Genomic DNA, 24,030 nt, shown 5'->3' with positions numbered 1-24,030 from the left:
TCTGGCCGATCCCGGGACGGGGTTCGCTCATGACCCTGTGACCGATCCCGGGACGGGGTTCGGTCATGAGAGCGCCGCGAGGTAGGCGAGGCTCTCGCGGACCGCGATCTCGGGGCCTTCTCCCCGCGGGGGTTCGCCGGACAGCACGACGTCCTGCTCCATGACGTACCAGCCCTGGTAGCCGGCCGCGCCGAGCCCGGCGACGATGCCGGCCACGTCCACGTCGCCGCGCCCGAGGGGGCGGTAGACGCCGGCGCGGACGGCGTCGGTGTAGGTCAGCTTTCCGGTGCGGACCTGCTCGGCGAGCGTGGCGTCCACGTCTTTGAGGTGCACGTGTGCGACCCTTGCTGCTGCCCTGGACACCAGGTCGAGCGGGTCGGTGCCCCCGATGAGAAGGTGACCGGTGTCCAGGCAGAGCGGCATCGCCGAGCCGTCGAGCACCCGGTCGACCTCGTCCCGCGTCTCGATCATGGTGCCGACGTGCGGGTGGAGCGTGACGGCGCGGCCGAACGGCTCGGCCTCCGACAGCAGCCGCCCGAGGTTGCCGAGCAGCGTCGCCCAGCCTTCGGCGTCCAGCGCCGGGCGTTCGTCGTAGCCGTCGGCGCCGGTGGCGGCGGCCAGGACGACGGTGTCCACGTCCCCCTCGGAGAAGGAGCGGAACATCGCCTTCGCCTCGGGCACCGGGTCGTAGGCCGGTTCGTGCAGCACGACCGGGACGAAACCGCCGATGGCCCGCAGGCCGTAGGAGTCCAGCAGCGAGCGGCGGTGCCCGGGGGACGGCGGCAGGAACCCGTCGGGCCCGAGTTCGGTGGCCGTGAGGCCGAGCGCGCGCATCTCGCCGAGGACGCGCTCGCGGTCGAGCTGGTGACCCCAGTCGGGCACCTCGCACACGCCCCAGCTGATCGGCGCTCCCGCGATGCGCAGGGCCCCGCCCTGGCCGGTCTCCGTCGTGCGGCTCACGTTCACCTCTCCGGTCGGGTCGTTCATGCCGTCACCTGGGCGATCTCGGCGACGCGGACGGGACGTCCGTCACGGCGCGACAGCTCGGCCGCCTCGGCGACGCGCAGCGCCGCGAGCGCGTCGCGGACGCCGCACAGGCTGGGCCCGCCGTCGCGCACGCTCGCCAGGAACGCGCCGATCTCGGCCACGTACGCCGGCTCGAAGCGCGCCCCGAAGTCGGGCCACGGCTCGCCGCCGGGGAAGGCGACCCCGGGCTCCGCCGAGGCGAGGGGCAGCCGCTCGTCCAGGCCGACCGAGAGGGTGCGCCGGGTGCCGGCCAGCTCCATGCGGACGTCGTACCCGGCGCCGTTGTAGCGGGAGCCCTGGAGCGTGACGAGCGTGCCGTCATCCAGGGTGAGCAGGGCGGCGCTGGTGTCCACGTCGCCCGCCTCGGCGAAGAACGCGGCGCCGCGGTTGGCGCCCGTCGCGTAGACCGACTCGACCTCGCGGCCGGTCACCCAGCGCAGGATGTCGAAGTCGTGGATGTGGCAGTCGCGGTAGATGCCGCCCGACAGCGGGATGTACTCGGCGGCCGGGGGGCGCGGGTCGGCGGTGAGCATGTGCACGCGGTGCAGGTCGCCGAGCTCGCCGCCGGCCAGCGCTCGGCGGGCCTCGGCGTACCCGGCGTCGAAGCGCCGCTGGAAGCCGATGTGCACGAGCACGCCGCTGCGGTCGGCGGCGCGCAGGACGCGCGCGGTCTCCTCGATGGTGGGGGCGACGGGCTTCTCGCAGAAGACGGGGACGCCGGCCTCGCAGGCCCGCAGGATCAGCTCGGCGTGAGTGGAGGTCGGGGTGGCGACGACCACGGCGTCGGTCTGGAAGGCGTCCCCCACGAGCGCCCCGACCCGGCCGGCCACCTCCTTCGCCCTGACTTCGTCCGCGTCGGACACGATCAGCTCGTCCACCTCCGGGTGGGCGGCCAGCGTCATCGCGTGGAACGCGCCGATACGGCCAAGACCCAACAGACCCACACGCATACTGCCTCCGGCGCTCCGATCACCTCATGACGGTTCGTCCCCAGTTCTAAGGATCAGAATGCCGCGAGTCAAGACTTTGTCCTGACATTCGGACGATCTATCCTCATGGCGGCCGGCCACCCGGAGGGGAGGCCAGGGGGGCGGACGGCCGACGGGCCCGGCAGCCCCGTGGAAGAGTTCCGGGCCCGTCGCAGGGGAGGCGTGGCGCGGCTCACCACCACCGCGCCCGCCCCGGCAGGGCGTGCTTCTCGTCACGGGCGCCGGCCGGGCGCAGGTCGTCGCCGGCCAGGTCCCTGCCGGTCCATTCCGGGTGCTCGCCGCCCTCGCGGGGACCCGCGCCCTCGCCGCTCTCGATGCCCTCGCGCCGCCGCGTCTCGATCTCGCGCCGCCGGGCCCGGCCGTCGGGGGCCACCGGCCACTGGACCGGCTCGCCCCTGATGCCGCGGAGCACGATGGTGACGAGCGCGACGCCCAGGACGGCCGCGACCACCGACACGCCGAAGATGACCACCACGATGTAGCCCGGGTCCATGATTTCCCCCCGATCTCGGACACGTGCCTACGTCCATTATCGAACGCGCACTTATCGACCTTCGGAGGGTGCCCTACCGGCGGACGTCATCTCCTTCCCACGAATGCCCCAGGTGACACGGCCCGGCCACCACAGATTCCCCGCCCGGGGCCCCGGCACGGCGCGGCCCCGGGTCGGCGGGCGACCACGGAGAGCCTTACCCTGCAACAGGACGGCGGCGAGCACGCCACACTACGGAGGAGCACGAGCGATGCCCGAGTTCGACTACACCGACCTTCTCCCGCTGGGTCCGGATGAGACGGAGTACCGTCTGATCACGGCGGAGGGGGTGCGCAAGGTCGAGGCGGCGGGCCGCACGTTCCTGGAGGTGGACCCGGAGGCGCTCCGGCTGCTGACCGCGACCGCGATCCACGACATCTCCCACTATCTGCGCTCGTCCCACCTCGCCCAGCTCCGCAAGATCATCGACGATCCGGAGTCCAGCGGCAACGACCGCTTCGTGGCCCTCGACCTGCTGAAGAACGCGAGCATCTCGGCCGGCGGCGTGCTCCCCATGTGCCAGGACACCGGCACCGCCATCGTGATGGGCAAGCGCGGCCGCCACGTGCTGACCGACGGCGCCGACGCCGAGCACATCGCGCACGGCGTGTACGACGCCTACACCGAGCTGAACCTGCGCTACTCGCAGATGGCCCCGCTGACCATGTGGGACGAGAAGAACACCGGCAGCAACCTGCCGGCCCAGATCGAGCTGTACGCCGAGGACCCGCACGGCCACCCCGACGAGTACAAGCTGCTGTTCATGGCCAAGGGCGGCGGCAGCGCCAACAAGTCGTTCCTGTACCAGGAGACCAAGGCCGTCCTCAACGAGAAGCGGATGCTGGAGTTCCTGGAGGAGAAGATCCGCTCTCTCGGCACCGCCGCCTGCCCGCCGTACCACCTGGCCGTGGTCGTGGGCGGCACGAGCGCCGAGTACGCGCTGAAGACCGCCAAGTACGCCTCGGCCCGCTACCTGGACGCGATCCCCACCGAGGGCTCGACCTCCGGCCACGGCTTCCGCGACCTTGAGATGGAGAAGAAGGTCTTCGAGCTGACGCAGAGGCTCGGCATCGGCGCCCAGTTCGGCGGCAAGTACTTCTGCCACGACGTTCGGGTGATCCGCCTGCCCCGGCACGGCGCCTCCTGCCCGGTGGCCATCGCGGTCTCGTGCAGCGCCGACCGGCAGGCCCTGGCCAAGATCACGCCGGAGGGGGTCTTCCTGGAGAAGCTGGAGACCGACCCCGCCCGCTTCCTGCCCGACACCACCGACGAGCACCTGTCGGACGACGTGGTGCCGGTCGACCTGAACCGGCCGATGGCCGAGATCCTCGCCGAGCTGTCGCGGTACCCGGTCAAGACCCGGCTGTCCCTGACCGGCCCGCTGGTCGTGGCTCGCGACATCGCGCACGCCAAGATCGCCGAACGGCTGGACGCCGGCGAGGAGATGCCGCAGTACCTCAAGGACCACGCGGTCTACTACGCCGGACCGGCCAAGACGCCCGAGGGGTACGCCTCGGGCTCCTTCGGCCCGACGACGGCCGGCCGCATGGACTCCTACGTGGAGCGCTTCCAGGCGGCGGGCGGCTCGCTGGTCATGCTGGCCAAGGGGAACCGTTCCAAGCAGGTCACCGAGGCGTGCCGGGCGCACGGCGGCTTCTACCTCGGCTCCATCGGCGGCCCGGCGGCCCGCCTCGCGCAGGACTGCATCAAGAAGGTCGAGGTCATCGAGTATCCGGAGCTCGGCATGGAGGCCGTCTGGAAGATCGAGGTGGAGGACTTCCCCGCCTTCATCGTGGTGGACGACAAGGGTGACGACTTCTTCCAGGACACCAGTGGTCCCGTGCTCACGATCGGTCGCCGAACCTGACCAAATCTGACCGAAGATCTCAACAGAGAATCGGCATGGCCTCTACAGGCGGCGATGAACAAATCGGTAAGCTGCCACCCATGCGCGCGCCAGTCGGATACGAGCTAGCCTCGCGATACCGGCTTGTGGAGCCGGTGGGGCGTGGCGGCATGGGCACGGTCTGGCGCGCCCACGATGTCCTTTTGGACCGTGACGTGGCTGTCAAGGAGGTCCGCCTCCCGCTCGTGCTGGACGAGGAGCTGCGGGCCGAGCTGTGCGCCCGCACCGAACGCGAGGGCAGGGCGACCGCCATGGTCGCCCACCCGTCGGTGATCACCGTCTTCGACGTCGTGACCGACGACGACCGGCCCTGGATCGTCATGGAGCTGCTGCGCGCGCAGTCTCTGGAGGAGATGGTCAAGGAGCAGGGGCCGCTGCCGCCGCGCCGCGTGGCCGAGATCGGCCGCCAGGTGCTCGGGGCGCTGCGCGCCGTGCACGCCAAGGGCATCCTGCACCGCGACGTCAAGCCCAGCAACGTCCTGGTCACCGAGGACCGCGCCGTACTGACCGACTTCGGCCTGGCCGCCCTCGAAGGCGACGCGTCCATCACCCAGGCCGGCATCGTGCTCGGCTCGGCCGGCTACATCGCGCCCGAGCGGGTCCTCGGCGACCGGGCCAGCCCCGCGGGCGACCTGTGGTCGCTCGGCGCCACCTTGTACACGGCGGTGGAGGGCCGGGGCCTGCACGGACGCCGCACGGCCGCCGCCGCGCTGGCCGCGCTCACCAGCGGCGAGCCGATCCCCATGGAACGCGCCGGGCCGCTCGCCCCCATCTTGAGCGGCCTGCTGCAGATCGACCCGGACGCGCGGCTCGACGGCATGCGCGCCTCGCTCATGCTGGCGCGCGTCGCCGCCGGAGGCTCGGCGGAGGAGCCGCTCGGCGGTCCCGCCCAGCGCACGGGCCGCACGCCGGTGACGTCGTCCGGCGGCCCGCAGGCGCCGCACGCCGCGATGGGCGCGCACGACACCGTGCGGGGCGGACGACGGGGCGGGCCGCACGACTCCCCGAACGGCGATCCCGGCGAGGGCGACGGGCCTCGGGACGGCGGCGGCCGGGTGTCGACCTCGCCGCGCCGCACGGCGCACCGAGGCCAGCACCGCGCGGACGCCCGGCCCGAACGGGCGTTCACCGCGCCTTCCGACAGGCCCTCCGAGAGCCCGGCCCCCGTGCCTGCGCCGCGTGGGCCGCGCAGGCCCGCCGAGGGCGTGCACCGCAAACCGGTGGACCCCGCGGCCGGTCGCCGGCGCGCTCCGGCCAACCCCGAAGTGGGCCAGATGATCCGCCAGCTGTCCGATATCGTGCGGATGGTGCTTCCCCGTCGGTTTTGGCCGAGAAATATGCGTAAGTAAGGGGAAAGCAAGGCTCAAGGCACTATCGCTATCTTCTTAGTCATGCCCGAACAGCAGAGGCGGCTGCTCGCCGACCGGTATGAGTTGATCGCCGCCCTCGGGCGGGGGACGATGGGCACGGTCTGGCGGGCGCACGACCGCCTCCTCGGCCGTGACGTCGCCGTCAAGGAGATCCGGCACGACTCGGGTCTCACCAAGGAACAGCGCGAAGAGCTGCGCGAGCGCATGATCCGCGAGGGGCGCAACGCCGCCAAGATCGTGCATCCCTCGGTGGCGACCGTCCACGACGCCATCCTGGTGGACGGCAGCCCGTGGATCGTCATGGAGCTCGTCGAAGCCCGGTCGCTGGAGCAGGTGGTCGACGAGGAGGGCCCGCTGCCGCCACGGCTCGTCGCCGAGATCGGGCTCGACCTGCTCGGGGCGCTCGGCGCGGCCCACAAGCAGGGCGTCCTGCACCGCGACGTCAAGCCCAGCAACGTGCTGCTCACCGACACCGGCCGGGTCGTCCTCACCGACTTCGGCATCGCCAAGTCCGAGGGCGACAGCAACATCACCAGGACCGGCATGGTCATCGGCTCCCCCGGCTACACCGCGCCCGAGCGGGCCAGGGGCGACCACACCGGCCCCGAGTCGGACCTGTGGTCGCTGGGCGCGACACTGTACTTCGCGGTCGAGGGACGTCCCGCGTACGAGCGCAAGTCGGTCAGCGAGACCCTGGCGGCCTTAATGACCGAGCAGGCCGACCCGCCCACGCAGGCCGGGCCGCTGCGCCCCGCGCTGGAAGGGCTGCTGGAGAAGGACCACACCAAACGCCTCAGCTTCGACCTGGCCGTCGCCATGCTCCGCCGCGTGGCCAAGACCTCCTCCGCCCCGCCGCCCTCCCCGGCGTCCACCCCCGCCGGATCCCGCCCCACCCCGACCCCCTCCCCCGGCGCGTCACCCTCCGCTCCGTCATCGACCTCGGGCACGTCGCCGTCCGCTCCGGCGCCGTCCCCGGCCGCCTCGCCCTCCGGTCCGCGCCCCGCCGCCTCCTCCACTCCGGAGTCCGACCGGCGGGCCTCCGCCGCCACGGGACGGGACGCCGGTCCGCGCGACTCCTCCGCCACAGGTCAGGCATCCGCCGCCGAGGGGCGGGACGCGCGGACCACCGTCCCGAAGGTCCAGGCCCCCGTCCCCGACCCGCAGACCACCGTCCCCAAGGCCCAGGCCGCCGCCGCGTCCGCCGAGGGTGAGCCGGACACCGACCAGACCATGATGGTCATCCGTCCCAAGGGCGGCCTGCGCATCCCTGGCGGCCCTGGCGGCCCTGGCGGCCCTGGGCGGCCTCCCGGGACGGACGAGCCGTCCGACGGCCCCGCGGGAGCCGCCGGGGCCGACCAGGCGACCGTGGTCAGCCCGCTTCCCGCCGCGCCCCCCGCCCCCTCCCGGACGCACGGCCCCGCGTCCCCGCCGCACGGACCCGCTTCTCCGCCGCCCGGCCCCGCGTCCGGGGGACCCGGCCGGCCGCCGGGCGCCGCGCCTGGACGGCCGGGTAGCGCCCCGGCCGGGATGCCGCCCGCCTCGCGGGCGCCGGGCGCCCGTCCCGGGCCGGGAGCGTACGCACCCGGCGAACCGGCGGCGCCGTACTCGGCCGGCATGGGCGCGCCGGACGGCGCGGGCGGCCTCGGTGGCCCCGCCTCGTCAGGCGGTCCGGGCGGTCCCGGCGGTCCCGGCGGTCCGGGCCTCATGGGCGGACCGGGCGGGACCGGTGTGCCCGGCGGGACCGGTGTGCCGGGCGGCTCTCATCCGCCGACCGGGCCGGGCGGGGCGTGGAGCGGGGACGGGGACGTCGCGACCCCGCCCAGCGGCCTCGGCACCGATCTGTTCTCCTTCCAGGGCACCGCGCCGCCGAGGGGCAGCAGCCCCGTCGGGATGATCGTCCTGGTGGTCGTCGCCCTGCTCGGCCTGGCCACCATCGTCATGCTCGTCGCCTCGGCGGTCTCCGGCGGCGGTTCGCCGTCGCGCCCCGGCGGCGCGAAGGCGCCCGCCGGAGCCGGTTCCGTCCAGGCGCCCGCCACCGCCGTCGATGCGCGCGCGAGCACGACGCTCGGTCCAGGAGGCGGCGCCGACCTCAGTACCCGGGACGGCGCCTCCCCGGCCACGGCGGACGGCACGACTCCCGGGACGGGTGACAACGCGTCCCCGGGGACGGCGGGCGGTGCGACTCCCGGGGCGGCGGCGGAGGAGGTGTCGTCGGCCGCCGGCCAGGCCGGGGAGGGCGCCGCACCGGCGCCGGGGATGCGCCGCTACATGGACAGGTCCGGCTTCGCCATCGACGTGCCGGCCCCCCTGCGGGCGGTGGCCAAGGGCTCCGGAGTCGCCTTCGCCGCCCCCGGCGATGCGCGCGCGGTCCGCGTCGCCCGGTCGGCGGACGGCTCCGCCGACGTGCTGAACTCCGCCAAGGCCGCCCAGGCCCGGGCGCTCGCGGCCGGCACCTACCCCGGGTACGCGCTCATCCGCCTGGCCGCGACCCGCCCCGCGCCGTACACGGGGACGGACGTGGCCGACTGGGAGTTCCGCTACACCTCGGCCACGGGTTCGACGCGCGTGCTGTCGCGCTGGGTGTCGGTGCCGGGCGGCTCGCTGTACGCGATCTCCTGGTCGGCGCCCGACGCGCGCTGGCAGGCACAGCACGCCCAGCGCGACGCCGTGCTCTCTTCGTTCCGACCGGCCCGCGAGGACACGCCCGGGGGTTCGTAGAGCAAGACTGGGGTCATGGAGGATTTCCGGATCGAACATGACTCGATGGGCGAAGTGCAAGTCCCGGCCGCGGCCAAGTGGCGGGCGCAGACGCAACGGGCGGTGGAGAACTTCCCGATATCCGGGCGCGGCCTCGAGCCCGCCCACATCGCGGCGCTCGGGCTGATCAAGGCCGTGGCCGCCGAGGTGAACGGCGAGCTGGGCGTCCTCACGCCCGACATGGCCGAGGCGATCTCCGAGGCGGCCACCGACGTCGCCGAGGGCGAGTGGAACGACGAGTTCCCGATCGACGTCTTCCAGACCGGGTCGGGCACCTCGTCCAACATGAACGCCAACGAGGTGATCGCCACCCTCGCCGAGAAGCGCCTGGGCCGGCCGGTGCACCCGAACGACCACGTCAACGCCTCGCAGTCGTCCAACGACGTGTTTCCCTCGTCCATCCACGTGGCGGCGACGGTGGACGTGGTCTACGAGCTGATGCCCGCGCTGGACCATCTGGCCGTCGCGTTGCGCCAGAAGGCCGAGGTGTTCGGCACGACGGTGAAGGCCGGGCGCACCCACCTGATGGACGCCACGCCCGTGACGCTCGGCCAGGAGTTCGGCGGGTACGCGACGCAGATCGAGAACGGCATCGCGCGGCTGCGGGCGACGCTGCCGCGCGTCGCCGAGCTGCCCCTGGGCGGGACGGCGGTCGGGACGGGCATCAACACCCCGCCCGGCTTCGCCGCCAAGGTGATCGAGAAGCTGCGGGAGGCCACGGAGCTGCCGTTCACCGAGGCGCGCGACCACTTCGAGGCGCAGGGCGCCCGTGACGCCCTTGTCGAGCTGTCCGGGCAGCTCAAGGTGATCGCGGTGTCCCTCACCAAGATCGCCAACGACCTGCGCTGGATGGGCTCGGGGCCGAGAGCGGGGCTGGGCGAGGTCAACCTGCCGGACCTCCAGCCGGGCTCGTCGATCATGCCAGGCAAGGTCAATCCGGTGATCCCCGAGGCGGTGTGCATGGTGGCGGCCCAGGTCATCGGCAACGACACCGCCGTGACCTTCGCCGGGGCCTCGGGCAACTTCGAGCTCAACGTGATGATGCCGGTGATCGCGCGCAACGTGCTGGAGTCCACGCGGCTGCTGGCCAGCGTGTCCCGGCTGCTCGCCGACCGCTGCGTCCACCGGCTCACCGCCAACCCCGAGCGGCTTCGCGAGTACGCCGAGTCCTCGCCGTCCATCGTCACCCCGCTCAACCGCCACCTGGGGTACGAGGAGGCGGCGAGCATCGCCAAGCAGTCGCTCAAGGAGCGCAGGACCATCCGTGAGGTCGTGATCGAGCGCGGCCACGTGGCCTCGGGCAAGCTGACCGAGGAGGCCCTCGACGCCGCCCTCGACGTCCTCGCCATGACCCGCCCGCCCCAGCCCACCACCCCCGAGGACCCCGCTCCCGAGGACCCCGGCCCGTCCTGACCCGCGAACCGCCCAAGGCGCCGTACCGCCGTGACCGCGAACCGGGCCGCCGTACCGTCGCGACCAGCGAATCGGGGGCGCCCTACCGTCGTGACCCGCGAGCATCCCGGGGCGCCGTTCCGGCCCCTGGGCTCCACCGCGCCAGAGGGCCCGGGATCGTCGGTGGGGGTGGTCGTCGTTCCGGCCCCGGGGCTCCACCCCGCCGGAGGGTCACGGATTTGTCGGTCGGGGTGATTAGGGTGCGGGGTGTGGACGGGCGGCAGGGGCCGGCCGGCCGCGTCGCCGAGGAGGCGGCGGCACGAGGAGGTCGGTCATGACGGTGCTGGACACCAGGGCGCTCAACCGCGCCACGCTCGAACGGCAGCTACTGCTGCGCCGGGCCTCACTGACCGCGCTGGAGGCCGTCGAGCGCCTGGTCGGCATGCAGGCCCAGGCGCCGTTCCCGCCGTACACCGGGCTGTGGACCCGCCTTTCCGGCTTCCAGCCCGACGAGCTGTCCAAGCTGCTCATCGACCGCGGCGTCGTGCGCCTCGCGCTCATGCGCAGCACGGTCCACCTGGTCAGCGCGGCCGACTGCCTGGCCCTGCGCCCGGTGGTCCAGCCCATGCTCGAACGCACCCTGCGCGCGGCCCACGCGGGGCAGCTCGCCGCCCTCGACGTCCAGGAGGTCGTCGCCTTCGGCCGCGCCCTGGTCGAAGAGCGGCCGCGCGACACCGGCGAGCTGGGCCGCCTGCTCATGGAGCGGTGGCCGGGCCTCGACCGCCAGGCGCTGCTCAACATCGTCCGCACCCACCTGCCGCTCGTGCAGGTGCCGCCCCGCGCCGTCTGGGGCAAGAGCGGCCGGCCGACGGTCACCACGGCCGAGGCCTGGCTCGGCCGGCCGATGGCGGCGTCGGCGGCTCCCGACGCGATGGTCCTGCGCTACCTCTCGGCCTTCGGGCCGGCGACGGTGGCCGACGTGCAGAAGTGGTCGGGCCTCACCCGCCTGCAGGAGGTCGTCGACCGGCTGGGGCCCGCGCTGCGGGTGTTCCGCGACGAGCGCGGGGCCACGCTGTACGACCTGCCGGACGCCCCGCGCCCCGATCCCGGGGTCCCCGCGCCGGTGCGGTTCCTGCCCGAGTTCGACAACCTGCTGCTGTCCTACGCCGACGGCTCCCGGGTCGTGGCGGCCGAGCACCGTCCCGCGCTGTTCACCGTCAACGGCATCATCCGGGCGAGCGTCCTGGTCGACGGCGTGGCACGGGCCTCCTGGAAGATCACCGAGTCCAGGGCCGGCAAGGGCGCGAGGGGCATGGCCCGGCTGGTCGTCCAGCCGTTCACCCGGCTGTCCGCCGGCGAGGTCTCCGCCGTCCAGGACGAGGGCGCCCGGCTGCTCGCCTTCTCCGCCCCCGACGCCCCGCACGAGATCGAACTGGCCCCACCCCCATGACCTCCTAGACCGTGGACCTCCGCGCACCGGCCCGTCCCCGGCCCTGCCGTCTGGTCGGGCCGGAGCGTTCAGGACGTCAGAGGGCGCCGGGCGGCGTCGCGGGGGCCGGGTCAGGCTCCGATGGCGTCGAGGGCGGTGAGGGTGTCTTCGGTGAGGACGAGGTCGGCGGCGGCGATGTTCTCGCGCAGGTGGTCCGGTGAGGACGTCCCGGGGATCACCGTCATGGTGGCCGAGCGCCGCAGCAGCCAGGCGAGCGCCACCTGCTGGGGCGTCGCGCCGATCCGCGCGGCCGCCTGGTCCAGGGCGTCCGACTGCAGGGGCGTGAACCCGCCGAGCGGGAAGAACGGCTGGAAGGCGATGCCCTCCCGCGCGCACCGGTCCACCAGCGCGTCGTCGCCGCGCTGGGCGATGTTGTAGAGGTTCTGCACGGTCACCACCGGGGCGACGCCCTGCGCCTCGGTGAGCTGGGCCGAGGTGACGCCGCTCACGCCGAGATGCCTGATCAGGCCCTGCCGCCGCAGTTCGGCGAGTACGCCGAACGACTCGGCCAGCGGCTCCTCGGTGGGCTCGGTGTGGCCGCCGACGCGCAGGTTGACCACGTCGAGCGCCTCGACGCCGAGGTGGGTGAGGTTGGCGTGCACCTGGTCGATGAGGTCCTGCCGCGAGCGGGCCATGATCCACGACCCGTCGCCGCCTCGGGTGGCGCCCACCTTGGTGACGATCCTGAGGTCGTCCGGATAGGGGTGCAGGGCCTGCCTGATCAGCTCATTGACGACGGCGGGGCCGTAAAAGTCGGCGGTGTCGATGTGGGTGACGCCGAGCCGTACGGCCTCGCGGAGCACCGCCACGGCCTGGTCGCGGTCCTTCGGCGGGCCGAACACCCCGGGTCCGGCCAGCTGCATCGCGCCGTAGCCCATCCGGCTCAGTGTGAGATCCTCGGCGAGGGTCAGGCTGCCGCCGGGAGTCGTGGTGGTCATGATCTCGTCTTCTTTCCTCAGGTCTCCTTGGAACCGCCGCCGCACGGGGCGCGGTCGGGCCCGGCCCGGGTGGGCGGGGGGCGGGCCGACGGGTGGGGCGTCGCCGAGAGGCGGCGGCCCACGGCACGAGTCTGGGTGACGACTCGGGAGTCAGAGGATGCCGCGCGGTTCCTGGGACTCGCAGGGACAGCCTAATTTCGTCCAGGACTCGTAGGATTTGTGCCGTGGACAGCAAAAACGCGCTCGGCGAGTACCTCCGTGCGCGTCGTGAACTGGTGCGTCCCGAGGACGTCGGCCTGGTGCCCGGCGGTCGCCGGCGGGTGCCCGGCCTGCGGCGCGAAGAGCTCGCCCTTCTCTCCGGGATCAGCTCCGACTACTACCTGCGCCTGGAGCAGGGCAGAGATCAGTGTCCCTCCGCCCAGGTGGTGGACGCCCTCGCCTCGGCGCTGCGGCTCGACGCGGACGGCGCCGCCTACCTGCACGAGCTGGCGCGGCCCCGCAAGCGACGCGCCCCCCGCACCCCTCCTGAGCGGGTGCCCGCGGGCGTCGCCATGCTGCTCGGCTCCCTGACCATGCCGGCGTTCGTGCAGGGCAGGTACATGGACGTGCTGGCCGCCAACCCGATCGCCCAGGCGCTCTCGCCGAACTTCCGGCCGGGCGTCAACGTGTTGCGGGCGCTCTTCCTCGACCCGGCCGACCGCGAGCTGCACCAGGACTGGGAGCGGGCGACGAAGGCCGTCGTGGCCGGGCTGCGCGCGAGCGCCGGCCCCGACGCGGCCGGTGATCCGCGGCTGGAGTCGCTGGTGGGCGAGCTGTCGCTGCGCAGTGAGCGTTTCCGCAAGCTGTGGGCGCGGCACGACGTCGAGCGCCGGGCCGGCGGCACGAGTCACATGCTGCATCCGCTGGTGGGCACGCTGCACCTGCGGCGCGAGAAGCTGGCGCTCAACGGCGTGGACGGCCAGCTCCTGGTGGTCTACCACGCCGAGCCTGGGTCGGAGTCCGCCCAGGCGCTGGCGCTGCTCGGCTCCTACGCCGCCACCACAGAAGCCGGCGACCCCGGCTCGCCGCTCTACTCCTCCGGGGCGGAGGGCAGGTAGCGCTGTTGGACGGCGTGGGCCATGCGGAGCAGGTACCTGCCGCCGGGCAGGCGCGTGAGGGTCCTGGCCAGCGACGAGCGCTTCGGGAGCAGCCTTCCGGGTTCCGCGCCGGCCTCGACGCGCACCCGGCCTCCTCTGGCCATCTCCAGGACGAACCGCAGGTCGGCCTCCTTGCCGTCGACGCGCAGGCGCGGCGCCCACACCCCCGGCCCGATGTGCCCCTCGCCGGCGAACCGGCGCGTGGCGACCTTGGCGACGAGCTGCCCCGGATAGCGTCCGGGCACTCCGGGCTCGACCAGCGCCGGCACGCTGACGACGCGCCCGCGGTTGACCAGGTGGCGCAGCACCAGTTCGGCCGGCGGGCCGCCGCTCGGCGGGACGTACGGGACGGGCAGGACGACGAAGACGCTCCCGTCCCGGTGGGTGACCGCGGCCGCCGGCGAGACGAGCACGATCGACTCGGCGAAGGATCTGGGCTCGACGCAGACGCTGAGCTCGCGCTGCTCCGACCAGCAGGGGATGACCAGCCTGCTCGGCCGCCCGGCCAGGACGCCGACGCAGCTGAGCTGGGCGCCGCGGTGCCCGGCGACCCGGGTGCGGGCATGGTCGACGCCGGTGTGCATGCGGACGTGCACTTCCCACTCGCCGGGGCGCAGCGGGCGGCCGAGCGCGGCGGTGCCCACGTCCATCCGGGCCCGTCCGACGGCCCACAGGCGCACCCGGTCGCCCTCCTGGGACCGGCACATCTCGCCGGACACCGGCAGGAAGAAGATCAGCCCGTGGTCGGCGTGGCGGACGTAGACCTCCATGCGGGCCCGTTCCACCGACTCGGTGACGTCGGCCAGCCGCGGCGGGAGGGTGAACCCGTCCAGCGGCGGCGTCCACAGCAGCCGGTCGCCGTCCGCGCGGAAGGCGATGGGCGTCCCCTCGGCGTCGACGATCTCCACGGCCAGGTCGAGCAGCAGGACGTCGTCGTCCCAGCGCACCTCGCGTAGCTCGGCGCGCAGGGAGATGCCCCTGGAAGCCTCGCTGAGGGCCACCAGGCGCCTGAGTTCACCACTTCTGAGCAGAACCGCCCGCGCGCGCAGATGGACCGGCAGACCGGCATCCAGCGCCTCGGGGAAGCGTTCGCGGGTCAGGTCGCGCAGCGCGGCGAACAACGCCGAGCGCTGGTCCGGCCGCGCGGACAGCAGCCGGCGTCCGCCGAGCGGGCGCAGCACGGCCGTGCGGAACAGGTGGGCGTACAGGCGCTCGCGCTGCTCCCCCGGGTCGCTGTGGGCGTCGGCGACGGCCAAGACCGCGCGGACGCCCTCGACGAGCGCCGCCGGGTCGGCCGGGCGCTCGGGCTCGGCGCCCAGGTGGCAGCAGACCTGGTCGGCGAGGATGGTAATGACCTTCGCGGTGAGGTAGGCCGCAAGGACGAACGCCTGCTCCGACAGCTCCGGGTCGACGTCGGCGAAGCGGATCTCGCGGGTGTCCAGGAAGCTCCTGCGGAACAGCTTGTGCGCCGTCGGCAGGGCGAGCAGGCGGTCGCGCAGCACGTCGGCGCGTTCGCGGTTGCGGGAGAAGGCCCGCGGCGGCGGGTTGTCGCCCTGGACGAGCCGGCCGATCAGCACGTCGGCGTCGGTCTCGGCGGCCATGCGGTACATGGCCTCCAGCGCCACCCGCTCGAGGCGGTCGCGCTGGCCGAGCAGGTAGACGTACTCGCCGCGCGCCACGGCCAGTCCGACGTTGCGTCCGCGCACGGGCGAGCCGGTGTGTTCGAGGTGCAGCACCCGGACGTTGGGCCGCACGGCCGCGACGGCGTCGAGGCGCTCGCGCGTGCCGTCGTCCGACCTGTCGTCCGCGAAGATCACTTCGTACTCGTCCGACGGCATCGTCTGCTCCAGCAGCGAACGCACGCACGCGTCGAACGCGTCATCGTCCGGGCCTGGCTCCGCTACCGGCACCACCACGCTGACCTTCACACCCATGCGGCCAGCGTGCCGCCGCGCATCGCCCGCGCGCCCCCAGGCTTGCCGAAACCTCGAACAACCCTGACTAAGAGTTCGCGCGGATCATGACCGGCGCACCGGGCGTGGCGCCCGGCCGCGGGCGGGACCGGCTCGGCGGACGGACCGCCGGGCGGCCGGCCGGTATCGGCTCAGCTCGACCAACGGGAGTGGATCGGTTGCGGCGGACGGACCGCGAGGCGATCAGTACCAGCCGGTGGCCTGGGAGTGCGCCCAGGCGCCGCAGGGGGTCTTGTAGCGGGCGGCGATGTAGCCCAGGCCCCACTTGATCTGGGTGGCGGCGTTAACCTGCCAGTCGCCGCCGGCGCTGGCCATCTTGCTGCCGGGCAGCGCCTGGGGGATGCCGTAGGCGCCGCTGCTGCGGTTCATGGCCCGCTCGTTCCAGTGGCTCTCGCGGTCCCAGAGCTTCTCCAGGCAGCCCCACTCGCCGGCCCAGCCGCGCGCGGCGGCCAGTTCCTGGCCGAGCGCCTTGTTGCTGCCGGGGTTGGGCTGGGAACCGGGCGGGAAGGCGTGCGCGGCGAAGCCGCCACCGCCGGGCGCGGACTTGACGATCTTCACCGAGTCCCACTTGGGCGCCGACTTGCTGCGGGCGGCCTTGATGTCGCGCTCGCGCTGCGCCTGGGCGGCGACGGCCTTGAGGGCGTCGGCCTCGGCGTCCGGCGCGAAGGGGTCGGACATGCGGGTGAGCTCGTTCAGGCTGAGCGGGGTCGCGGGGGTGGCGGCGTTCTCCCGCATCGTCTGAACGGTGAAGACGCCGAGCGCGGCGACCACGGCGAAGGAGAGGCCGATGACCACGACGCGCTTCGGGGTGAACCATGACTTGCGCGCGGGCCGCTGTTCGACACGGCCACGTGGCGGCGCGGCGTCGTCGCCGCCGTCCCGCCTGCTTCGCCTGTCTCTCACCTGCTGACCTGAGCTCACGGCCTATGAGCTTGCCGTGAGTTGGGGGGTGGTCCGCAACCCAAACGTAAAAGTTATTTGACGGTTACGTGGCTAACCGGCGAGTAACGTGCGGTTTCCCCGGCCGATGTGATTTTCGTCACACGGCGCCCCCGGCTGCCGCCGGCCCGCCCTCCAGACCCCCGATCCGGAGGGCGGCGGGGCGATCGTCCGCCCCGGAGGCGCGTCCGCGCGGGCGGACCGGATGCCCGGCCCGCACCGTGCCCGCCCTCGGCGCGCGGGCGCGCGAGACGGGACGGCCGCGGACGCCCTCAGCGTGACGACTTACTGTCGGGTTCCCATGCGGGCCATGTCACAGTTCTGTGACACCTAAGGAGGTAACGGGGTTTCGGCCATAATGTGCGGATGGCCGGCATCCTCCTCGTCGAAGACGACCCCTCGGTCCGGACGGGCCTCGAGCTGGCCCTGACCCGCCAGGGGCACTCCGTGACCGCGTACGCGACCGGCGAGGAGGCCCTGGACCACGTGCGCGCCCGCAGACCCGAGATCGTGATCCTCGACGTCATGCTGCCGGGCATCGACGGGGTCGAGGTGTGCCGCCGCATCCGCAGGCTGGACTCCCTGCCCATCATCCTGCTCACGGCGCGCGGGGACGATCTGGACGTGGTCGTCGGGCTGGAGGCCGGCGCCGACGACTACGTCGTCAAGCCGGTGGAGCCGCGGGTGCTGGACGCCCGCATCCGGGCGGTGCTGCGCCGCCTGGAGTCGGCCTCCGCCGACCGCATCAGCTTCGGCGACCTGGTGGTGGACCGGGGGGCGCTCAAGGTGACCCTGGGGGGACGCGAGGTCCACCTCACCCCCACCGAGCTGCGGTTGCTGCTGGAGCTCGTGCGGCACCCCGGGCAGGTGCTCAACCGCCGCTACCTGCTGCGCGCGGTCTGGGACCACAACCACGTCGCCGACTCCCGGCTGGTGGACGCCTGCGTCCAGCGCATCCGCGCGAAGATCGAGCCCGTTCCCGCCGAACCCGTCTACATCCACACGGTGCGCGGTTTCGGCTACCGGTTCAGCCCGCCGTGAGTCTCGTCCTGCGGCGTCCCACCGGGCTGCGCGGCCGGCTGGTCATCACCTTCGTCCTGGTCGCGGTGACCGCCTCCGCCCTGGTGGCGGGGATCGGCTACCAGCTCGTCCGCCGGGCGCTGCTGGACCGCGCCGAGACCGGCGCCGTCGTGGACGTCCGCGACGTCCTGCAGCGCATCGCGCTGCCGCTCGGCACCAGTGACCTGCTGTGGCCCACCGATGCGGTGGTGACCGACAGCGACCTGACCAACCTGGCCGAGTCCCTCGGCGGGCCGGACCGTCAGGTGATCCTCAAGTACGGCGAGCAGGAACGGCTGAGCACCGGCACGACGTTCGGGCTGGACGACGTCCCGGCGGAGCTGCGCCACCAGGCCGCCGAGCGCATGGTCCGCCAGCGGCTGCTGATCAAGGACGACCCGTGGCTGCTGATCGGCACCCAGGTGCACCGGCGGACCCGCACCGGCGCGGTGCGCCCCACCGGCATGACGATCTACGTGTTCGTGTCGCTGAAGGAGGAGGAGGGCGTCCTGGCGCGGCTGCGCACCGCGCTCGGCCAGGCGTCGGGGATCACGCTGGCGGTCGCGCTCACCGTCGCGCTGGTGTCCGCCCGCAGCGTCCTGCGGCCGGTGCGCAGGCTGGGCGACGCGGCCCGCGCCCTGGGCGCCGGACGCCTGGACACCCGCCTGCCCGTGCACGGCCGCGACGAGCTGGCCGGGCTCACCGCGACGTTCAACGACGCCGCAGGCGCCCTGGAGCAGACGGTGTCCGAGCTGCGCGCCCTGGAGGCCATGTCCCGGCGGTTCGTCGCCGACGTCTCCCACGAGCTGCGCACGCCCCTGACCGCGATGACCGCCGTGACCGACATGCTCACCGAGGAGGCCGCGAACCTGCCGCCCGACGCGGGCAAGGCCGTGGACCTGGTGGTCCGCGAGATCAACCGGCTCAGGGTGCTGGTGGAGCACCTGATCGAGGCCAGCCGGTTCGACTCGGGCGCGGCCGTGCTGACCAGGGAGAACGTCGACGTCGGCATGGCGCTCGCCGACTGCCTGGAGATCAGGGGCTGGACGGGGCGGGTGCGCCTGGACGTGCCGCGCGGCCTGTCGTTCTCGCTGGACCCCCGGCGGTTCGACGTGATCGTGGCCAACCTGATGGGCAACGCCCTGCTCCACGGCGCTCCTCCGGTGAGCGTCGCCGCGCGCGTGCTGCGCAGCGGCCTCGAGGTGAAGGTGCGCGACCGGGGCAAGGGCATCCCGCGTCAGGACCTCCCGCACGTCTTCGACCGCTTCTACAAGGTGGGCGCGGGGCGGGCACGCAGCGAGGGCAGCGGGCTGGGCCTGGCCATCGCCAAGGCCAACGCCGAGCTGCACGGCGGGACGATCAGGGTGGAGCTGTGCGACCCGGGCACGCAGTTCACGGTCTGGATCCCCTCCTCATGAGAGTGCGCCGGAGGATCGCGGCGGCGGCGCTCGGTGCGCTGCTGGCCGGGACGGCGGCCTGCGGGGTGGACCCGACGGGGGTGGTCGACGCCGGCCCGGCCCCGGTGATCAGCGCCAAGGGCGCGATCGCGAACGTCTACCTGCTGCGGGACGGGCGGCTGGCCGCCAAGCAGGTGTCCACGGCCTCCAACGCGGCCGAGGACGTGATCAGGGCGCTGTTCGAGGTGAGCAAGCGGTCCGGGGACGGCCTGGGGTCGGCGCTGTCGTCCTTCACGGTCGAGCAGAGCGTGCTCGGCCGGTACGGGGTGGACAGCGGCGTGCGCAACGACCCGGAGAACCCGGTGGGCCTGCGGCTGCACGTGATCGTCAACGGGCCCGGCCGGCTCGGCAGGACGGCGATGGCCCAGATCACCTGCACCGCGCGGCTGCGCGAGGAGATCTGGGCCGTGAAGATCACCCAGACGACGCCCAAGGGGCCGCTGGCGCTGGGCGAGCACACCTGCCGCGAGTACCACGACCTGGCCGCGCCCGGCGTCAACCTGCCCCCGTGACCGCCCGCCGGCGAACCGCGGGCGGGCGGAGACGGGCGGGCGGCGTCAGGGGGTGATGTCCTCCAGCATCTCGGTCACCAGCGCGGCGATCGGGGAGCGCTCGGAGCGGGTGAGCGTGACGTGCGCGAACAGCGGGTGGCCCTTGAGCTTCTCGACCACGGCGACCACGCCGTCGTGCCGGCCGACCCTGAGGTTGTCGCGCTGGGCGATGTCGTGGGTGAGCACGACCCGCGAGTTGGCGCCGATGCGCGACAGCACGGTCAGCAGGACGCCGCGCTCCAGCGACTGCGCCTCGTCCACGATCACGAACGCGTCGTGCAGGGACCGGCCGCGGATGTGGGTGAGCGGCAGGACCTCCAGCATGCCCCGGTCGAGGACCTCCTCGATGACCTCGGGCGTGGTCACGGCGCCGAGCGTGTCGTACACCGCCTGGGCCCACGGGCCCATCTTCTCGTTCTCGGAGCCGGGCAGGTAGCCGAGCTCCTGGCCGCCGACCGCGTACAGGGGGCGGAAGACGATGACCTTGCGGTGCTGGCGGCGCTCGAGGACCGCCTCCAGGCCCGCGCACAGCGCGAGGGCGGACTTGCCCGTGCCGGCGCGGCCGCCGAGGGAGACGATGCCCACCTCGGGGTCCATGAGCAGGTCCAGGGCGATGCGCTGCTCCGCGGAGCGGCCGTGCAGGCCGAACACCTCGCGGTCGCCGCGCACGAGCCGCACCGACTTGTCGGGCTGCACGCGCCCGAGCGCCGAGCCCCTGCTGGACAGCAGGCGCAGGCCGGTGTGGGTCGGCAGCTCGCGCGCCTCCTCCAGCTCGGCGGTGCCGTGCTCGAACAGCGTCTCGACGTCATCGGTGGTGACCTGGAGCTCGGCCATGCCGGTCCAGCCGGACTCGACCACCAGGTCGGCGCGGTACTCCTCGGCGGACAGGCCGATGGAGGCCGCCTTGACCCGCATCGGCAGGTCCTTGGACACCAGCACCACGTCGTGGCCCTCGGCGGCGAGGGATCGGGCGACGGTCAGGATGCGGGTGTCGTTGTCGCCGAGCCGGAAACCGGCCGGCAGGATCGCGGGGTCGCTGTGGTTCAGTTCGACTCTGATCGTGCCCTCGCCTATCGGCATGGGCTCGTCCAGCCGGCCGTACCGCACACGAAGATCGTCGAGGAAGCGCAACGCCTTGCGGGCGAAGTAACCGAGCTCGGGGTGGTGGCGCTTGGCCTCCAGCTCGGTGATCACGACGATCGGAAGGACGACTTCGTGCTCGGCGAAGCGGCTCATCGCCGCAGGGTCGGCCAGCAGGACAGAGGTGTCCACTATGTACGTGCGCCTCGATGGCGTGAGGCTACTGGAGGTAGTGGACGGGTTGCTCGAGGACACTGCCACGCGTTCTCCCCCGGGCGCCAGGAGTCAGCGCCCTGCCTATGAGGTGGTGAGCGGACCGGGCCCGATCGTGCGCCCCCACCTGCGCGAGGCGACGCCGGATCCCGGCCCTCCTCGTCAAAAGGCGACGCAAGGGCGGACCCTCTCCCGAAGTAGGCCGTATGGACTGCCTACTCCTTACGGTACGTCGTGGACGCCCCCTACCCAACAGCCGGACCAGGGCTGATAGGGGGTGTTCACGGGGTGTTTCAGTTTCCGTACCGCCGGTGCCGCGCGGCATACGACCGCAGCGCCCGCAGGAAGTCGACTCTGCGGAAGTCAGGCCAGTAGGCCTCGCAGAAGTAGAATTCGGAGTGAGCGCTCTGCCAGAGCAGGAATCCTGAGAGTCGCTGCTCTCCCGACGTGCGGATGAGGAGATCCGGGTCGGGGAGGCCGCGCGTGTAGAGATGCTCCGCGATGTGCTCAACATCGAGGACCTCGACGAGTTCCTCGATGCTCGCGCCCTTGCTGGCGTGCTCCTGGAGGAGGGAGCGCACCGCATCAGCGATCTCACGCCTTCCTCCATACCCAACTGCAACGTTCACAATCAGGCCAGGACGGCGTGATGTCACTTCTTTCGCATCTTTAAGGATGCGAGCCGTGCGATCGGGCAAAAGGTCCAGGGCTCCGACCGGGTTCACCCGCCACCCGCCGGCCACCAGGCCCTGCACGGTGTCCTCGATGATCTCCACCAGCGGGTCGAGCTCTTCTTTGGGCCGCGAGAGGTTGTCGTTGGAGAGCAACCACACCGTGACGATCTCCACGCCGGCCTCGCGGCACCACACCAGCAGCTCGGAGATCTTGTCCGCGCCCTTCTGGTGGCCGTGGCTGACGTCGCGCAGCCCCATGGCCCTGGCCCAGCGGCGGTTGCCGTCCACGACGACGCCCACGTGCCGGGGTATCTGGTCGCCGGACAGCTTGGTCTCCAGACGGCGCTCGTACAGCCGGTACACGAGATCGCGCACGCCCATGGAGACCTCCTCTTCGCCGCCCGTCCGCTGTCGGACGTTGACAACAGGCAATTATCACGTGCCCGGACCCGTGCCCGCCCCCCGCTTTGGGTTGCCGTTGCTTCCCGGAACGGGGAACGGGCGGCGAATGGACCACTTCGCCCTTGATCGCGCGCTCGACGGCACCCGGTGGACGCCGGTCGGTCGATGTCGGCCGGTCGATGCCGGTCGCCGGGGCACCGTCGCTCGCGCACCGTCGTCGCTCGCGCGCTGACACCCGCTCACGGCCCGAGCGTCATCCCAGGCGGTCAACCAGGGAGTGGTACTCCTTCCACAGCCCCTTCGGCAGCTGGTCGCCGAAGGTCGCGAAGTACTCGGGGATCAGCGCGGCGTCCTGTTTCCACACCTCCCGGTCGACCGAGAGCAACGTGGCCAGGTCCTCCTCGGCGATGTCGAGGCCCTCGGTGTCCAGCGCGTCGCGCGTCGGCAGCAGCCCGATCGGGGTCTCCACGGCGCCGGCCCGGCCGTTCAGCCGCTCGACGATCCACTTGAGCACCCGGCTGTTCTCCCCGAAGCCCGGCCACAGGAAGCGGCCGGAGGCGTCCTTGCGGAACCAGTTGACGTAGTAGATGCGCGGCAGCCTGCCCGGATCGCCCGTCTGGCCGATCTTGAGCCAGTGGGCGAAGTAGTCGCCCATGTTGTAGCCGCAGAACGGCAGCATCGCGAAGGGGTCGTGGCGCAGCTCGCCGACCCTGCCCTCGGCGGCGGCGGTCTTCTCGGAGGCGACGTTCGCGCCGAGGAAGACGCCGTGGCGCCAGCTGAACGACTCGGTCACCAGCGGCACGGCCGTCGCGCGGCGCCCGCCGAACAGGATGGCCGAGATCGGCACGCCCTTGGGGTCGTTCCACTCGGGAGCCATGGTCGGGCACTGGGAGGCCGGAGTGGTGAACCGCGCGTTCGGGTGGGCGGCCGGCTCGCCCGAGGCGGGCGTCCAGTCGCGTCCCCGCCAGTCGGTCAGGTGCGCCGGCGGCTCGTCGGTGAGCCCCTCCCACCACACGTCGCCGTCGTCGGTCAGGGCCACGTTCGTGAAGATGCTGTTGCCCCAGAGCGTCCTGACGGCGTTGACGTTGGTCGACCGGCCCGTCCCGGGCGCGACGCCGAAGAAGCCGGCCTCGGGGTTGATGGCGTAGAGCCGTCCGTCCTCGCCGAAACGCATCCAGGCGATGTCGTCGCCGACGGTCTCGACCTTCCACCCGGGAATGGTCGGCTGGAGCATCGCCAGGTTGGTCTTGCCGCAGGCCGAGGGGAAGGCGGCCGCGACGTAGCGGGACTCGCCGTCCGGCGGGGTGAGCTTGAGGATCAGCATGTGCTCGGCGAGCCAGCCCTCGTCGCGGGCCATCACGCTCGCGATGCGCAGCGCGTAGCACTTCTTGCCGAGCAGCGCGTTGCCGCCGTAGCCGGAGCCGTAGGACCAGATCTCGCGGGTCTCCGGGAAGTGGCTGATGTACTTGGTGGAGCTGCACGGCCACCGGACGTCCTCCTGGCCGGGCGCCAGCGGGGCGCCGACCGAGTGGACGGCCTTGACGAACTCTCCGCGCTCCTCGATCAGCCGCAGGGCCTGGTCACCCATGCGGGTCATGACGCGCATCGAGACGGCCACGTAGGGCGAGTCGGTGATCTCCACGCCCAACTGGGAGATCTCGCCGCCGAGCGGGCCCATGCAGAACGGCACGACGTACATCGTGCGCCCGCGCATGCAGCCGCGGAACAGCTCGTCGAAGGTGGCGCGCATCTCCTTGGGCGCGATCCAGTTGTTCGTCGGGCCCGCGTCACGCGGGTCCTCCGAGCAGATGAACGTGCGGTCCTCCACCCTGGCGACGTCGCTCGGGTCCGATGTCGCCAGGAAGCTGTTGGGCCGCGCGGCGAGTCGCGTGAGCGTGCCCTGCTTGACGAGAAGGTTCGTCAGGCGCGTCCATTCGGCCTCCGACCCGTCACACCACTCGACGCGGTCGGGGCGGGTGAGCTCGGCGATCTCTCTGACCCAGGCGGCGAGCTCGGCATGGGACGTCGGGGCGGTCATTTCAATGGAAAGTGACACGGAGCCGGCTCCTTACTCTCAGGCCAAACATCATCAACGACGGACCGCGCCGAATCCAATTGGCATAGACCAGTCGTGGAAACAGAGGTTC

Annotated in this window: 18 protein-coding genes; 9 read left to right on the top strand and 9 right to left on the bottom strand. The window is 72.7% G+C overall.

The annotated features are described in order from the left end of the window. Window positions 1-63: 63 nt before the first annotated feature. From ABZU32_RS16390 to ABZU32_RS16380, 3 genes are all read right to left on the bottom strand, one after another. Complete coding sequence (locus ABZU32_RS16390; RefSeq protein WP_354922783.1) at window positions 64-987, bottom strand: TIM barrel protein; 924 nt, start codon at window positions 985-987, stop codon at window positions 64-66. Then, on the bottom strand, window positions 984-1,976 hold the full coding sequence (locus ABZU32_RS16385) for a Gfo/Idh/MocA family oxidoreductase (RefSeq protein WP_354922780.1): 993 nt from the start codon (window positions 1,974-1,976) through the stop codon (window positions 984-986). Before ABZU32_RS16385 ends, ABZU32_RS16390 begins: the two co-directional genes overlap by 4 nt. Window positions 1,977-2,187: 211 nt before the next feature. After that, a complete protein-coding gene (locus ABZU32_RS16380) occupies window positions 2,188-2,508 on the bottom strand; it encodes a hypothetical protein (protein WP_354922777.1) in 321 nt (106 codons plus the stop codon). Window positions 2,509-2,758: 250 nt separating this feature from the next. Here ABZU32_RS16380 and ABZU32_RS16375 point away from each other — a divergent pair, with 250 nt between their 5' ends. From ABZU32_RS16375 to ABZU32_RS16355, 5 genes are all read left to right on the top strand, one after another. Continuing rightward, window positions 2,759-4,414, top strand: coding sequence for a fumarate hydratase (locus tag ABZU32_RS16375; RefSeq protein ID WP_354922774.1), 1,656 nt, complete (start codon window positions 2,759-2,761; stop codon window positions 4,412-4,414). A 35-nt stretch (window positions 4,415-4,449) separates the two neighbouring features. Then, a complete protein-coding gene (locus ABZU32_RS16370; protein ID WP_354922771.1) occupies window positions 4,450-5,802 on the top strand; it encodes a protein kinase in 1,353 nt (450 codons plus the stop codon). Window positions 5,803-5,844: 42 nt separating this feature from the next. Continuing rightward, the gene (locus ABZU32_RS16365; protein ID WP_354922768.1) at window positions 5,845-8,541 is read left to right on the top strand and encodes a serine/threonine-protein kinase; all 2,697 of its coding nucleotides are present in this window, start codon (window positions 5,845-5,847) and stop codon (window positions 8,539-8,541) included. Between the two features lie 15 nt (window positions 8,542-8,556). Continuing rightward, on the top strand, window positions 8,557-9,993 hold the full coding sequence (locus tag ABZU32_RS16360) for a class II fumarate hydratase (RefSeq protein ID WP_354922765.1): 1,437 nt from the start codon (window positions 8,557-8,559) through the stop codon (window positions 9,991-9,993). Between the two features lie 313 nt (window positions 9,994-10,306). Then, complete coding sequence (locus ABZU32_RS16355; RefSeq protein WP_354922762.1) at window positions 10,307-11,422, top strand: winged helix DNA-binding domain-containing protein; 1,116 nt, start codon at window positions 10,307-10,309, stop codon at window positions 11,420-11,422. Window positions 11,423-11,532: 110 nt separating this feature from the next. Here ABZU32_RS16355 and ABZU32_RS16350 read toward each other — a convergent pair whose 3' ends face one another. After that, complete coding sequence (locus ABZU32_RS16350; protein WP_354922759.1) at window positions 11,533-12,399, bottom strand: oxidoreductase; 867 nt, start codon at window positions 12,397-12,399, stop codon at window positions 11,533-11,535. A gap of 224 nt (window positions 12,400-12,623) precedes the next feature. Between ABZU32_RS16350 and ABZU32_RS16345 the strand changes: the two genes are divergently transcribed. Continuing rightward, the gene (locus ABZU32_RS16345; protein ID WP_354840119.1) at window positions 12,624-13,496 is read left to right on the top strand and encodes a helix-turn-helix transcriptional regulator; all 873 of its coding nucleotides are present in this window, start codon (window positions 12,624-12,626) and stop codon (window positions 13,494-13,496) included. On the opposite strand, the gene ABZU32_RS16340 is transcribed toward ABZU32_RS16345, so the two are convergent. Together ABZU32_RS16340 and ABZU32_RS16335 are read right to left on the bottom strand one after the other, a co-directional pair. Beyond that, a complete protein-coding gene (locus tag ABZU32_RS16340) occupies window positions 13,469-15,469 on the bottom strand; it encodes a glycosyltransferase family 2 protein (protein ID WP_354922756.1) in 2,001 nt (666 codons plus the stop codon). The genes ABZU32_RS16345 and ABZU32_RS16340 overlap by 28 nt on opposite strands. Window positions 15,470-15,691: 222 nt before the next feature. Then, the gene (locus ABZU32_RS16335) at window positions 15,692-16,411 is read right to left on the bottom strand and encodes a lytic transglycosylase domain-containing protein (protein ID WP_354922753.1); all 720 of its coding nucleotides are present in this window, start codon (window positions 16,409-16,411) and stop codon (window positions 15,692-15,694) included. 402 nt (window positions 16,412-16,813) lie between these two features. Here ABZU32_RS16335 and ABZU32_RS16330 point away from each other — a divergent pair, with 402 nt between their 5' ends. The 3 genes from ABZU32_RS16330 to ABZU32_RS16320 are packed head-to-tail and all read left to right on the top strand — an operon-like array spanning window position 16,814 to window position 19,475. Further along, complete coding sequence (locus ABZU32_RS16330; RefSeq protein WP_354840111.1) at window positions 16,814-17,488, top strand: response regulator transcription factor; 675 nt, start codon at window positions 16,814-16,816, stop codon at window positions 17,486-17,488. Beyond that, a complete protein-coding gene (locus tag ABZU32_RS16325) occupies window positions 17,485-18,924 on the top strand; it encodes a HAMP domain-containing sensor histidine kinase (protein WP_354840108.1) in 1,440 nt (479 codons plus the stop codon). Before ABZU32_RS16330 ends, ABZU32_RS16325 begins: the two co-directional genes overlap by 4 nt. Then, the gene (locus ABZU32_RS16320) at window positions 18,921-19,475 is read left to right on the top strand and encodes a hypothetical protein (protein WP_354840105.1); all 555 of its coding nucleotides are present in this window, start codon (window positions 18,921-18,923) and stop codon (window positions 19,473-19,475) included. The genes ABZU32_RS16325 and ABZU32_RS16320 overlap by 4 nt, the downstream gene beginning before the upstream one ends. A gap of 45 nt (window positions 19,476-19,520) precedes the next feature. Here ABZU32_RS16320 and ABZU32_RS16315 read toward each other — a convergent pair whose 3' ends face one another. From ABZU32_RS16315 to ABZU32_RS16305, 3 genes are all read right to left on the bottom strand, one after another. Continuing rightward, the gene (locus ABZU32_RS16315; RefSeq protein WP_354840629.1) at window positions 19,521-20,789 is read right to left on the bottom strand and encodes a PhoH family protein; all 1,269 of its coding nucleotides are present in this window, start codon (window positions 20,787-20,789) and stop codon (window positions 19,521-19,523) included. 311 nt (window positions 20,790-21,100) lie between these two features. Beyond that, window positions 21,101-21,862 carry an isoprenyl transferase gene (locus ABZU32_RS16310; protein ID WP_354840102.1) on the bottom strand — a complete coding sequence of 254 codons (762 nt, stop codon included), beginning with the start codon at window positions 21,860-21,862 and terminating at the stop codon, window positions 21,101-21,103. A gap of 274 nt (window positions 21,863-22,136) precedes the next feature. Then, window positions 22,137-23,921, bottom strand: a complete 1,785-nt coding sequence (locus tag ABZU32_RS16305; RefSeq protein ID WP_354922987.1) for a phosphoenolpyruvate carboxykinase (GTP) — start codon at window positions 23,919-23,921, stop codon at window positions 22,137-22,139. Between the last annotated feature and the right edge of the window lie 109 nt (window positions 23,922-24,030).

It is taken from the genome of Sphaerisporangium sp. NPDC005288 (assembly GCF_040607475.1).
GTDB classification, from domain to species: domain Bacteria; phylum Actinomycetota; class Actinomycetes; order Streptosporangiales; family Streptosporangiaceae; genus Sphaerisporangium; species Sphaerisporangium rhizosphaerae.
This window is presented reverse-complemented; position numbering and strand designations above follow the sequence as displayed.